Source organism: Rickettsia endosymbiont of Nabis limbatus (assembly GCF_965196655.1).
Classification (GTDB): domain Bacteria; phylum Pseudomonadota; class Alphaproteobacteria; order Rickettsiales; family Rickettsiaceae; genus Rickettsia.
Map to the genome: position 1 here is coordinate 317,883 of NZ_OZ239771.1, position 13,175 is coordinate 331,057.

Sequence of the window (13,175 nt, forward strand, 5' to 3'; positions counted from 1 at the left end):
TCCCCGAAGGTCTGCTTCGTGATATACTAGATGCATGGAAGAAAGCAGTTATATACATAAAAGTGATAATGTCACAGTACTAATATATCATTTAGTAACACCGGCAAAGTATAGAAGAGTAATATTCAATGAGGAACTAGACGATTATTTATGTAAAATTTGTGAGGACATAGAAGCTCGTTATGAAATTAGATTTTTGGAAATAGGAGTAGATAAAGAACATGTACATTTTTTACTACAGTCAATACCAATGTATAGCCCAACAAAAATAACTCAAATCATAAAAAGTATTACATCTAAGGAAATGTTTAAGAAATATCCAAATCTTAAAGAAAAATTATGGGGAAGTGAGTTTTGGAGTAAAGGATATTTTATGAGCACAGTATGTAAACATGGTGATGAGCGGAAATTACGTAATTATGTAAAAAATCAAGGTTCAGGCAAACCTTCTTATAAAGCATTTCAACAAAAACAGTTAAAACTTTTTGGATAGATACCTCGTAGCTCTGCTGCGAGGAGTATCATTAAAGAAAAACCCTAATGGGACTGTAACAAATTATTTATTTAATAATGAAAATCAGCTAGTAAAAGTGCAGCCCTCATATATTGAGTCAGATATAGAAACCACAAAAGATCTTGTTCTTATTAGTGGTGGATCAGGAGAAAGCCATTCTATCTCTATAATAAATGAGATAATAAGTAAAAAGGATATTCCGTTCCAACAATACATCCATGTTATTCATTCTACTAAAAATGAAAATAGTGATACATTTCAATTAGATGAAGTAATCAATATTGCAAAGTCACATAATATTAACGTTTCTTATCATAAACATTATACTCATCATAGCGGTAGAATGACTAAAAAATCTTTAAGCGATATTTTAGAAAATCACGATAGCCATTATGAAGTTTGCACTTCTAGCTCTTTTAGTACTGCTATACAGCAGACATTAAAGGGATGGGGCGTTGAAGATTTTGATATTCATATAGAGGGGTTTGGTTCGATACCAGAAGCTTTTGATTCAGCATTAATAGGTGTTTGTCCGTTTCATTAGAACATATAGTTCTTTTTATTGTCAAATAAATATTGCCAATATATATTTACTAGTGTATCCTGCCCTTATAAGGGAAACAAATATAAAAATAAATGAAGGTGGGTTATCCCACCTTTTTTGTTACAAATTTACAAATGCAAATTATTGAACAACAAATAACAGATCTGATAGAAGAAACCTTAAGTGATATGGGGTTTGAGTTAGTGCTTGTGCGTGTTAAAGGTCTAAGCTCTAAAGTAGTTGAGATATTGATAGACAAGCTTGATGATCAAAAAGTAACAGTAGAAGATTGCACTAAAGCAAGCAATACTATTTCGGCTATTTTAGATGTTGAAGATTTGATAGAAGAAGCATATTATTTAGAAGTTTCGTCAAGTGGTGTTGAACGTCCATTGGTAAAATTTGAAAATTATAAAAGATTTGCAGGACGAGAAGTTAAAATTAAGCTTAAAGAATTATTAAATGGTAGAAGCCGTTATCAAGGTACGATAATTGAGGCTAAAGACGATAAAGTATATTTAAAATGGGAAAACCAAGAAGTAATAATTAATTACGATTTAATTAAAAGTGCTAACCTAGTTTTAACGGAAGAAATGTTTAAAAAATTATTAGGTTCTGAGAATAAAAGTAATACAAGGTAATATAATATATGTCTAATATAGGTAACATAGAAATTTTACAAATTATAGATTCTGTAGCTCGTGAGAAAGGGATATCAAAAGAAGTTTTGATATCAACTGTAGAACAAGCAGTGCAAGTAGTAGGGCGAAAAAAATACGGCAATGAATATAATATCAAAGCACAAACAAATAGAAAGACAGGTGAAATAAATCTTTTAAGAGTGTTTAAAGTAGTAGAAAATGTAGAAGATTATTTAACACAAATTTCAATTACCGAAGCTTTGCAAAAAGATCCTGAAGCTAAAATTGATGGTGAAATATATGAATATTTGCCTTCAATTGATCATGCAAGAGTAGCAGCTCAAGCCGCAAAGCAAGTCATAACACAACGCGTTATAGAAGCAGAGCGTGAAAAACAATATCATGATTTCAAAGATAGAAAAGGTGAAGTTATAAATGGTGTTGTCAAAAGAATAGAATATGGTGATATAATAGTTGATCTTAATCGTGCTGAGGCAATAATAAAGAGAGAACAACAGATTAAAGGTGAAAATTTTAAAGTTGGTGATCGTGTTAAAGCATATGTGCAAGATGTAAGGCACGAAACAAAAGGTCCGCAAATATTTTTGTCTAGGGCAGATGATAGGATGCTTGCTAAACTATTTGAGTTAGAAGTAACAGAAATTTATGAGGGAATGATCGAAATAAAAGCAGTAGCACGCGATGCTGGTTCAAAAGCTAAAATAGCTGTATTTGCTTCAGAAAATGGTATAGATCCGATAGGTTCATGTGTTGGTATTAGAGGCAATAGAGTAAAAGCTATAACAAATGAGCTAAATGGAGAAAAAATTGATATAATATTGTGGAATAGGGATGTTGCACAGTTTATAATTAATGCTCTTGCACCTGCTGAAATTTTAAAAATTCTTATTGATGAAGATAAAAGAAAAGTAGAGGTAGTAGTTTCGCAGGAGAATCAAAGCCTTGCAATAGGCAGAAGAGGACAAAATGTGAGACTTGCTGCTAAGCTCACAGGATGGAACATCGATATAATGACTGAAGAGCAAGAATCAAAACGAAGAAATGAAGAGTTTGTAACTTCTACAGAATTATTTATGGAAGCTTTAGACGTTGAAGAAGTAATCGGGCAGCTTTTATCAGTTAGTGGATTTAATACAGTAGAGCAAATTACAAATAGCGATATTAATGCTTTAATGAATATTGAAGGTTTTGAAGAAGAACTAGCTGTAGAGATTAGAAATAGAGCTATTAATTATGTTAATCTTAAAAATGAAAAGATTGTTAAAGAACTTGAAGAGCTTGGAGTTGAACAGGAATTAATAGATATATTAGAAATACATCCTGAATTAATATTAAAATTTGCTGAATATGGTATTAAGACTATAGAAGATTTAGGTGAAATGAGCGCAAATGAATTTAAAAATCTAGCTCCAAATTCTAATATAACAGATGAAAATATTAAATTATTAATTAAGACTGCTAAACAACATAGCGAGCTAAAAGAAGAATAGTGTCATCTCGTGGCGGCATTGCCTGTGTGGATCATTTTTCCCTGTCACCCCGCGTGGCTTGTACCTGCGGAGCCCAGCTAAAAAATACCAATATTATTAGTATTTTTTATTGTTTTTCTGGATGCCGTGGACAAGCCACGGCATGACATCGAGAGTGCTTTTCGATCCATACAACAAAGCCAGCGTGTCCACAGGGTGACACCGGTACTAAACACAAAGGTTTAAATATGACGGATAACCAGGAAAACAAACCCAAAAAGTTGACACTTACCAATACGAAATTGTCGCTTAACAAGTATTTTGACTCTCTTGCGAGTACTCAAAATTTTGTCAATGCTAAGTCGAAAACATTAGTAGAGGTTAGAAAAAGCTCTAGTGGTTCTACTACTACCCTTTCATTAAATAAAGAGAAAGGTAGTTTAGAAACTGGTTCAAGTAGTGGTAGTGAAGAATTTAACAGACGCTTATCTATTCTAAAAAAAGCTGCAGAACAATCAAAATTAAATGATAATTCACAAATAAGTACTTTAAGTAAACTTGCAAGTATTAATCAATCTATTGCTTCACAAGAAGATCCTGTAGAAGTTGAGCAAGAAGAAAGCAGCGATACTAACAAAGTTAAAGAAGAGCTAAAAATAGAAGAAGTAAAAGATACTGAAGAGTCTGCACTTCAAACTCCTAAAAAGAAAGAAGATATTTTTGTAAAATCTCCGTTAGTAGGAACTAGAACACGTTACGGTATAGAATCAGAAAAAACTGTAGATAAAGTAACCGAAAATAAGGTGATTGCACCAAAGCCTAAAGTTGAAGAATCAAGAAAGTTTAAAAAGACTGACCTCTTCAATATGGTTGGTGACGATGAAAACGACAATAGAAATAGAACTAGAACTAGAAGTCTTGCTTCTATAAAAAGAGCAAGAGAGAAAGAAAAGCGTAAATCATTAGTACAAGCCCCTGAAAAAGTATATAGAGAAATAACGCTACCTGAAGTTATTGGAGTTGGTGATTTTGCAAACGCAATGTCTGAGCGTGTAGCTGATGTTATTAAAGAGTTAATGAAACTTGGCATTCTTGCTAATGCTAGCCAAACAATTGATGCTGATACTGCAGAATTAGTAGCTACACATTTAGGACACACTGTCAAAAGAGTTCAAGAATCGGACGTTGAAAATATCTTAATTACCAATGATAAAGAAGAAGATTTAAGATCACGTGCACCAGTTGTTACAGTTATGGGACATGTTGATCACGGAAAAACTTCTCTACTTGATGCTTTGAAATCTACAGATGTAGCATCCGGTGAGACAGGAGGAATTACCCAGCATATTGGGGCTTATAGAGTAACGCTTGCTGATGGTAGAGCTATTACATTTATTGATACTCCTGGTCATGAAGCGTTCTCAGAAATGCGTTCAAGAGGGGCGGGTGTCACTGATATAGTTATCATAGTAGTTGCCGCAGATGATGGAATTAAGCCGCAAACTGTTGAAGCGATTAACCATGCAAAAGCAGCAAATGTTCCGATAATAGTTGCCATTAATAAGATTGATAAGCCTGATATTGATATTGAGCGTGTAAAAAACGAACTCTATATGTATGAAATTATCGGCGAGGAAGCTGGGGGTGATGTTATGGTTATTCCAATCTCGGCACTTAAAAAAATTAATCTAGACAAGCTTGAAGAAGCAATTTTATTGATTGCAGAAATGCAAAATTTAAAAGCTAGCCCGTTCGGATCAGCTAGTGGTGTCGTAATCGAATCAAAAATTGAAAAAGGAAGAGGTGCGTTAACAACCATACTAGTTCAGCGTGGTACTTTAAAAAGCGGTGATATTATAATAGCTGGAACTGCGTATGGTAAAGTCAAAAAAATGACTAACGATAAAGGAGTAGAGGTTTTAGAGGCTACCCCATCCGTTCCGATAGAAATTCAGGGCTTGAGTCATGTTCCTCATGCCGGTGATACGTTTAACGTAGTACAAACTGAAAAGCAAGCAAAAGACATAGCAGAATATAGAGAGCGAGTTGCTAAAGAAAAGAAAATATCTATAGCACCACGTTCAAGTTTAGAAGATTTATTCTTAAAAGCTTCTGGCAGTAGTAAAATTAAAGAGTTACCTTTAATTATTAAAGGTGATGTTCACGGGTCAGTTGAAGCTATTGCGGGTAGTTTATTAAAGTTACCAAATGATGAAGTTAAGCTACGCATTCTTCACAGTGGTGTAGGTCCTATAACAGAATCAGATGTATCACTTGCTCATGCCTCTTCAGCTATTATTGTTGGTTTTAATGTTAGAGCAGGTGCAAATGCAAAAACTGCTTCAGAGAAAGAAAAAGTTGAAATTAGATATTATAGCATAATATACGATCTATTAGATGACGTGAAAGCAATTATGAGCGGAATGCTTGATCCAATTATCAGAGAACAATATATTGGATCAGTAGAAATTAGACAGATATTTAACATTACTAAAATTGGTAAAATTGCTGGTTCTTATGTTACTAGAGGTATTATTAAGAAAGGAGCAGGGGTACGCTTATTACGTGATAATATAGTAATTCATGAGGGCAAGCTGAAAACTTTAAAACGCTTTAAAGAAGAAGTTAAAGAAGTTAGAGAAGGCTATGAGTGTGGTATCGCATTTGAGAATTACGAAGATATTAGAGAAAGTGATACAGTCGAGGTATTTGAGCTTATTCAAGAGAAAAAACAGTTATAGCTTAGTTCCTGTCACTGCAAGAAGAAACTGTAAGTTTCGATGAAGCAATCTAGTAAAATGCATAGCATTTTTTATTATTTTCTTAGGTTGCAGCTTTGCTTCATTCCTCGCAATGACGACTTTTGAGTCACTTAACAACAAGGTCATGTAAGATAACATATAATATATGACTATGGAACTTACCGGAAATGAGTTAATTAAGTCCAAGCTTATAGATACTCCTGAGCGTTCAGGAGTTTATCGTATGTTTGACGTTAATAAGCAGATTATCTATGTTGGTAAAGCCAAGAACCTTAAAAAACGTCTTACTAATTACATTAAAATAGATTTAGATACTAAAACGCTTCGGATGGTTGCAAATACTTGCTTTTTAGAGTATAGCATTACTAATTCTGAAGTCGAAGCACTGCTTTTAGAAGCTCAGCTAATCAAAAAATTTCAGCCAAAGTTTAATATTCTTCTTAAAGATGACAAATCTTTTCCTTTCATCAAATTACGTTTAGATCATGATTTCCCTCAACTACTAAAGTATCGTGGCAGAGCCTTAGATGATGGAAAGTTTTTTGGTCCGTTTGCTTCAGCAAGCCAAGTTAATACTACCTTGTCAGAACTACAGAAAATCTTTAAACTGCGTTCTTGTACAGATAATTACTTCAATTCACGTGCTCGTCCTTGCCTGCAATATGAAATCAAACGTTGTTATGCTCCATGCGTTGGTAAGATCAATAAAAAAGATTATGCGGAACTAGTAGGGCAGGTGAAAGATTTTTTACAAGGACGCAGTAAAGAACTTCAAGAAAATCTATCGAAGAAAATGGAAGAATTAAGCGAACAGATGCGTTTTGAAGAAGCGGCAGAAATCAGAGATCGTATTAAGGCATTAAGTTACGTGCAGCTTAAAGCCGGTATTACCGACATCATTAAAGATGCAGATATAATTGCTATTGTAGAAAAGAATGGACATTATTGTGTAGAAGTATTTTTATATCGAATAGGACAAGCTTGTGGTAATATTCCGTATTTTCCTACTTCTACAGAAAATAGTACTAAAGAAGAAGTATTAAAGCATTTTTTATCACAATTTTACCAAAAACAACAAGTACCTCCGGAAATTATTATCAATCATGAAATTGATGACAAAGAGAATATCATAGAAGCGATTAGGAACATTAATAACTTTGCTAAGCTTAGCATTACAATTCCTGCTAGCGGTGGTAAGCTTAAGCTAGTTCAAAATGCTGAAGAAAATGCCTTATTTTCGCTTGAGCAATATTTGAAAAAATTTGCAAAAAATCAAGAAATTATGTTTGAGGTTAAAGAGTTATTTAACCTTACTGAAATTCCTGAACGAATTGAAGTGTATGACAATAGTCATATTCAAGGCAAGTTTGCCGTCGGGGTTATGATAGTTGCTGGTAAATCTGGCTTTGATAAAAAAGAATATCGGGTTTTTAATGTAAGTGTAAGTCATTCCAGTTCTCTACAATGTCATTCCAGCAACGACATAAGAAATGATGCTGTAGGTGATGATTATGAAATGCTACGTCAAGTTCTTACCAGAAGGCTTACACGATTAAAACAAGAACCACATAGGTTGCCAAGTCTAATGATTATAGATGGCGGTAAGGGGCATTTAGGTATTGTTAAAGAAGTGATGAATAAGCTTCAAATAGATATTCCGTTTGTTTGTATGTCAAAAGGACCTGATAGAAACGCTGGTCTTGAGCAGTTTCATATGGTAGGTAGAGAAGTATTTACGTTAAACAAAAATTTACCGCTCATGAAATACTTACAAATTCTGCGTGATGAAGCTCATAATTTTGCAATAAAGAATCATAGACTTAGTAGATCACGAGCTATAAAAGTCTCAAGTCTTGATGAAATAGAGGGAATAGGGGATACACGTAAAAAAGCATTACTACATTATTTCGGTTCATATAAAGCGGTATCAGATGCGAGTGCAGATGAACTTTCTAAAGTAAAAGGCATTAGTAAATCACTTGCGAAAATGATCTTTAATGCCTTGCATAAAAGCTAAATTATTAAGCTTTGTCTGTAGGATTATTAGTAGTAGTGTTATTAGACTCACCTAACAATTTTTTTGCCCAAGCTTGTGCATCATCATTATTAGTATATTCAGCAATATCATGATAATTATCATATTCCTCAGCAAAAGCAAGTTCTTCAGGTGATAAAAATTCGTTATCTGTATCGTTTGGTTTCTTTGGCATATTATTTTACCTACCTAGTTGATTATGTTGTACCATTTTAACATTTTTATTACTATTTGTCAATCCACCAGAAGTTAATTTAGTTTCTAGTTTTTCTTTAATTATTTGAGCTAAATCAAGAACTTTTTTATAGCTTACTGTTAGATCTAAATTATTATCATTAAATTTATAAGTAGGAGTTTTTTGAGAATAACCTTCGTTATATAATTCCTGTGGGTTTTGTGCTTTAGGATTTAAGTTTTCTTTGCGTAAAAATTCATCTAACCTAGTTTTATCGTGTACCACTACTTTTTTTTCTTTAAGATTACCTTGTTCTATTAATATTGGTTTTTTACCTCTTTCCACATCATTGTCTACTATTTTATATTCAATATTTTTTCCAATATTCTAAGAGCCTGTCTTGAAATTAAGGTTTAGTCAATTTTTTAAGCATAAGTGTAATCATATTGATATAAATAATCAAAACTTACGCTATGAGTGGAAGAGTGATAAATTATTGTAAGAATAATTAAACATGTCAAAGAGGAACAGATTGCAAGCAATACCAATTAATAGAACAGATTACTGTCAATTTTTAACAATTAGCCAAAAGAATTATAGTTTAACCTACTACGCTGAACATGCCAAGAAATGTAGCCATGATGTTATTAATAGATTTTTAGAAAATGAAAAATATACTCCTTCTTTATTATGGGAACACATTAAGAATGATGTTATCTTTTCATCTAACGGATATACAATATTTGATGATACGGTGTTAAACAAAAGGAACACAAAGAAAATAGAGGTTGCTAGATCACAGTATAGTGGAGCTACAGGTGGAGTTACTACCGGTATAGGAGTAGTGAGTCTTGTATATTATAACCCCGATATTGATAAGTTTTGGGTAATAGATTATCGCATTTTTTCACCTGATCATGATGGAGCGACGAAACTAGATCACCTACTAAAGATGTTCAATAATGCTGTTTATAGTAAAAAGATTCCTTTTCAAACTGTACTTTTTGACACATGGTATGCTACACACAAAATTATGCAACATGTTGACTCCTTGGGCAAATATTATTATGCCCCTATTAAAGCCAATAGAAATGTTAGTAAAACGTGTGATTACGAGCCTTATAAAGCTGTTAGCAAGTTGACGTTTTCAGATGAAGAAATTAAGAATGGAATGGAGATTCATATAAAAGGATTTGCCAAAAATAAGCATGTTAATTTGTTTAACATTTACTGTTTCTACCAACAGAGTTGATTATGTTGTTACCAATAACAAAACTCAAAAATCTTCTAAAGCTGCACAAGATGAGTTTGGCTTGCGATGGGTAATTGAGAGCATGCATAGAGAAATTAAGCAACTGACTGGTATAGAACGTTGCCAATGCAGAAAACAGCGTATCCAACGTAATCACATTAGTTGTGCATTTCTAGTTTGGGCTTTTCTCAAAAGAACTGCAAATAAAATAGGTAAAACGGTCTACCAAATAAAGTTAGGGCTTTTAGATGACTATATGCAACAACAGCTTCGTTCTCCATCTTTACGATATTTAGAACCAAACATAGCATAAGTTTTGTATTTTTTCTAAATATTGTTCTGGTGTTTTTGAACTAGAACTTTCAGGTAATTTGGAATAATTTGTTTTTATAGTTTCATATAAATTTTTTGCGTCTAGTTCTTCTTTATTTAATATTGTTGTATCTGTATTACTAATAGCTTTAGATTCTAAAGTTTTAGTTTTAGCCTCTGAGCTTAGAGTTACCGCATTTACTTTTTCTTTAAATTCCTTGCTGCTACTGTAATCTAACACATAAGAATATAGTTTTTCAAAAGTAGGCTTTAGATCTGCTTCTTTTTCTATCTGCAAATTAGTATTTATAATAGCAAGAGAGGCATATTTAGCCATACGCGTTGCTGGTAAGCTAGCTACGATTGTTAAATCAGTTGTACCTGTTAGTATTATATGTTCAGCAGTTGTTCTAGGATGGTTTTCTGAATTTTTAATAATGGTGGGGATTTCTGTATCCGTTCTTGTATTATTTAAATCTCGAGCTTTACTGAGTGTATCAACTCCAGTAACTTCCCAGGCTTCATTTGGTTTATCTTTCATAATGGGGTCGTTGAAAGATAATTTTTGATAGTAAAATAAGAGGAAAGGAGGTAATAAATATTTTAAAAAAGAAATTCTGTTTAATATAGAGATAAATGTTATTCAATAGTGTAGTAATTTAATAGAGATTTGTTTACAGAGTTAGAATTTTTATTAATAAATTTCTTTAAGCCATTAAAGTTGTTAAAACCACTAATCGTTTTAAATTAAAACATATGGCATTCATAAATTCGGAGAATTGATTTTTGGCAATTCCTATATATCTAACCCGCTTATTATCTTTTGAAAATACCATCTCGAAAGGTGCTCTGATTTTCGTATAATATTTATCAAGGTCAAAATTCTTATCTTTCATATTATTTTTCTTTATTGCACAAAGATGGACTCCCTTTTTAGCTGCTGCATTCTTGGTAGAGATTGTACAATAACCTTTATCAACATATGTAGCACCAGAACTTGGCATAACATGCTTAAAACCTTTTCTATCGGTAACATTTGCAGGGGTAACTGCAACCTTATTGATCATGCCTGATTGAATATCAACACTCACATGTTTTTTATAACCATACCAAAATTTATTCCCTCCCTTACAGCCAATTTTGGCTTGTTTATCCTTTGCAACCTTAGGCAAAGTCTCATTATTCAATTTATCATATTTTTGTGCTCTTAGTTTATCACGTTCCTCCCAGAGATTAGCTTTTGAGATTAAATGAGAAGCATCTACAAAGGTAAATACTTCACCCATATAGCCTTGTACTCGTAGTTGATCGCGGAATTTTGTAAATATTTTTGATAGTAAATTAGTACCTATTTTTTTACGTATTTTACTAAATACACTATAATCAGGTGTCTTTTCTGTAAGAGCAAAATTACAAAACCATTTCGCCGCTGTGCTATCAGCTAAATAACGTTCTAATTCCCGATCAGATAAGTCTTCCATAAATTGTAGCAGCAAACATTTAAACAGCCTCTCTATACCATATCCTTTATAATTAGCTTCGCATTCTAATGCTAATAACTCAGCTTCAACTGCTTTGAATTTGAATAAACTTTTGAATTTACGATATTGATGATCCGCATTTACTAACTCATCTAAACTTACCATTAGCATTTGATACTCTGACATATAAACATATTTTTTATTTTTTTATTATACCTGCTACCCTCTCATCTCGCAACAGTCCCATAATATTAATCTCTTAGGGTTTAATTCCCCGAAGGTCTGCTTCGTGATATACTAGATGCATGGAAGAAAGCAGTTATATACATAAAAGTCATAATGTCATAGTACTAATATATCATTTAGTAACACCGGCAAAGTATAGAAGAGTAATATTCAATGAGGAACTAGACGATTATTTATGTAAAATTTGTGAGGACATAGAAGCTCGTTATGAAATTAGATTTTTGGAAATAGGAGTAGATAAAGAACATGTACATTTTTTACTACAGTCAATACCAATGTATAGCCCAACAAAAATAACTCAAATCATAAAAAGTATTACATCTAAGGAAATGTTTAAGAAATATCCAAATCTTAAAGAAAAATTATGGGGAAGTGAGTTTTGGAGTAAAGGATATTTTATGAGCACAGTATGTAAACATGGTGATGAGCGGAAATTACGTAATTATGTAAAAAATCAAGGTTCAGGCAAACCTTCTTATAAAGCATTTCAACAAAAACAGTTAAAACTTTTTGGATAGATACCTCGTAGCTCTGCTGCGAGGAGTATCATTTTTTTTTAAATGAAATTTTATATTAACGCGAATAGTGAATTAATAAGAATAAAATAGAGGAGAAGAAAAGGTAGACAGGATAAGTGTTCATAGGCTATTTTCTGGATTTGAAAAATAAAGAGAATAACCTATGAAAACTGATTTTACCGCATTATTTTGTTTTGTCGATGATTTGTTTAAAGACTTTGATAGAAATACTCTAGTAATTAATAGTAGTAAAACTAAACCTGGTCCAAAAAGTTCTTTAACTAAAAGTGAAGTTTTAACCATATTAATAGGCTATTATCAATCATCGTCAGACTGCTTTAAAAACTATTATAAACACATAATTTTACCTATGCATTCTAAAGATTTTAAATTAGTTTGTTATGAACATTTTAATAAATTGATAGGAGAATATCTACCTCATTTAACAATTTTACTAAATCATTTATTTGATAAATGTAATGGTACTTCATTTGTAGATTCAACATCAATTAGCGTTTGTAAAAATTATCGAATTTATTCACATAAGGTTTTTAATGGCTTAGCTGCTCGAGGAAAAACAACAAAAGGATGGTTTTATGGATTGAAATTACATTTAATCATAAACCCAAAAGGTGGTTTAGTAAAGGCATCTTTTAGCTCAGGCAATAAAGATGATCGTAAACATTTTTCTTCTATGGTTAAAGATATTTTTGGTAAGGTGGTTGGTGATCGTGGTTATATAAGTAAAGGGTCATTTAATGATTTATTTGATAAAAATATTCAGCTTATTACACGAATTAAGAAAGGCATGAAAAATATTTTAATGCCTCTGAGTGATAAAGTACTTCTGCTAAAACGAGCTTTGGTCGAAACTGTTATCAGCAAAATAAAATTGTTAAATAAATTTGAGCATTCAAGGCATAGATCAGTTAAAAATGCCTTCTCTCACATGATCGCTTCTCTTATCAATTACCAGTTGCTTCCTATCAAACCTTCTATAGACTCTTTCCTTAATTTTTGATTCATTTTAATTCGCTATTCGCGTTATATTAGAATTACTTATCACCTTATCAGAATGAATTAATAACTGAATTTAAATTTTAATAGAAAATACAGTATATTTTTGCAATTTATATAATTATTGTTAAGTTTTGAAATATTTTTGTGTATTTTACCAATATTTAAATAATATAGTTGATTATTAA

Annotated in this window: 12 protein-coding genes and 1 pseudogene; 9 read left to right on the forward strand and 4 right to left on the reverse strand. The window is 32.1% G+C overall.

Annotated elements, in window-relative coordinates; translation table 11 throughout:
* Positions 1-34: 34 nt before the first annotated feature.
* From tnpA (ACOAL3_RS01865) to uvrC, 6 genes are all read left to right on the forward strand, one after another.
* A complete protein-coding gene (gene tnpA / locus ACOAL3_RS01865) occupies positions 35-493 on the forward strand; it encodes an IS200/IS605 family transposase (protein WP_419234544.1) in 459 nt (152 codons plus the stop codon).
* On the forward strand, positions 486-1,058 hold the full coding sequence (locus tag ACOAL3_RS01870) for a ferredoxin reductase domain-containing protein (protein WP_419235232.1): 573 nt from the start codon (positions 486-488) through the stop codon (positions 1,056-1,058). The genes tnpA (ACOAL3_RS01865) and ACOAL3_RS01870 overlap by 8 nt, the downstream gene beginning before the upstream one ends.
* Before the next feature lie 134 nt (positions 1,059-1,192).
* Complete coding sequence (gene rimP / locus ACOAL3_RS01875) at positions 1,193-1,699, forward strand: ribosome maturation factor RimP (RefSeq protein WP_419235233.1); 507 nt, start codon at positions 1,193-1,195, stop codon at positions 1,697-1,699.
* Positions 1,700-1,707: 8 nt separating this feature from the next.
* Entirely contained in the window at positions 1,708-3,210 is a 1,503-nt protein-coding gene (gene nusA, locus ACOAL3_RS01880; RefSeq protein ID WP_419235234.1) for a transcription termination factor NusA, read from the forward strand.
* Between the two features lie 227 nt (positions 3,211-3,437).
* Entirely contained in the window at positions 3,438-5,930 is a 2,493-nt protein-coding gene (infB, locus tag ACOAL3_RS01885; RefSeq protein ID WP_419235235.1) for a translation initiation factor IF-2, read from the forward strand.
* Between the two features lie 166 nt (positions 5,931-6,096).
* On the forward strand, positions 6,097-7,968 hold the full coding sequence (gene uvrC, locus ACOAL3_RS01890; protein ID WP_419235236.1) for an excinuclease ABC subunit UvrC: 1,872 nt from the start codon (positions 6,097-6,099) through the stop codon (positions 7,966-7,968).
* 4 nt (positions 7,969-7,972) lie between these two features.
* Here the strand turns inward: uvrC and ACOAL3_RS01895 are convergent, their stop codons facing one another.
* Complete coding sequence (locus tag ACOAL3_RS01895) at positions 7,973-8,161, reverse strand: hypothetical protein (RefSeq protein ID WP_419235237.1); 189 nt, start codon at positions 8,159-8,161, stop codon at positions 7,973-7,975.
* A gap of 6 nt (positions 8,162-8,167) precedes the next feature.
* Positions 8,168-8,506 carry a hypothetical protein gene (locus ACOAL3_RS01900; protein ID WP_419235238.1) on the reverse strand — a complete coding sequence of 113 codons (339 nt, stop codon included), beginning with the start codon at positions 8,504-8,506 and terminating at the stop codon, positions 8,168-8,170.
* A 187-nt stretch (positions 8,507-8,693) separates the two neighbouring features.
* Here ACOAL3_RS01900 and ACOAL3_RS01905 point away from each other — a divergent pair.
* Positions 8,694-9,726: pseudogene (locus ACOAL3_RS01905) on the forward strand (IS701 family transposase).
* On the opposite strand, the gene ACOAL3_RS01915 reads toward ACOAL3_RS01905, so the two are convergent.
* Positions 9,706-10,266 (reverse strand): hypothetical protein, encoded by a 561-nt coding sequence (locus tag ACOAL3_RS01915; RefSeq protein ID WP_419235239.1) that lies wholly within the window; start codon positions 10,264-10,266, stop codon positions 9,706-9,708. The pseudogene ACOAL3_RS01905 and the gene ACOAL3_RS01915 overlap by 21 nt on opposite strands.
* 166 nt (positions 10,267-10,432) lie before the next feature.
* On the reverse strand, positions 10,433-11,392 hold the full coding sequence (locus tag ACOAL3_RS01920; RefSeq protein WP_419234540.1) for a transposase: 960 nt from the start codon (positions 11,390-11,392) through the stop codon (positions 10,433-10,435).
* Positions 11,393-11,511: 119 nt separating this feature from the next.
* On the opposite strand from ACOAL3_RS01920, the gene tnpA (ACOAL3_RS01925) reads away from it, so the two are divergent.
* Complete coding sequence (gene tnpA / locus ACOAL3_RS01925) at positions 11,512-11,970, forward strand: IS200/IS605 family transposase (RefSeq protein WP_419234511.1); 459 nt, start codon at positions 11,512-11,514, stop codon at positions 11,968-11,970.
* A 163-nt stretch (positions 11,971-12,133) separates the two neighbouring features.
* Positions 12,134-12,991, forward strand: a complete 858-nt coding sequence (locus tag ACOAL3_RS01930) for an IS982 family transposase (RefSeq protein WP_419235103.1) — start codon at positions 12,134-12,136, stop codon at positions 12,989-12,991.
* The last annotated feature ends 184 nt before the right edge of the window (positions 12,992-13,175 follow it).

Bases quoted from the DNA above. Each gene is read 5' to 3' on its own strand.
- uvrC (WP_419235236.1), top strand. From the start codon at position 6,097: ATGACTATGGAACTTACCGGAAATGAGTTAATTAAGTCCAAGCTTATA.
- rimP (WP_419235233.1), top strand. From the start codon at position 1,193: ATGCAAATTATTGAACAACAAATAACAGATCTGATAGAAGAAACCTTA.
- tnpA (WP_419234544.1), top strand. From the start codon at position 35: ATGGAAGAAAGCAGTTATATACATAAAAGTGATAATGTCACAGTACTA.
- ACOAL3_RS01915 (WP_419235239.1), bottom strand. From the start codon at position 10,266: ATGAAAGATAAACCAAATGAAGCCTGGGAAGTTACTGGAGTTGATACA.
- ACOAL3_RS01920 (WP_419234540.1), bottom strand. From the start codon at position 11,392: ATGTCAGAGTATCAAATGCTAATGGTAAGTTTAGATGAGTTAGTAAAT.
- ACOAL3_RS01930 (WP_419235103.1), top strand. From the start codon at position 12,134: ATGAAAACTGATTTTACCGCATTATTTTGTTTTGTCGATGATTTGTTT.
- tnpA (WP_419234511.1), top strand. From the start codon at position 11,512: ATGGAAGAAAGCAGTTATATACATAAAAGTCATAATGTCATAGTACTA.
- ACOAL3_RS01895 (WP_419235237.1), bottom strand. From the start codon at position 8,161: ATGCCAAAGAAACCAAACGATACAGATAACGAATTTTTATCACCTGAA.
- nusA (WP_419235234.1), top strand. From the start codon at position 1,708: ATGTCTAATATAGGTAACATAGAAATTTTACAAATTATAGATTCTGTA.
- infB (WP_419235235.1), top strand. From the start codon at position 3,438: ATGACGGATAACCAGGAAAACAAACCCAAAAAGTTGACACTTACCAAT.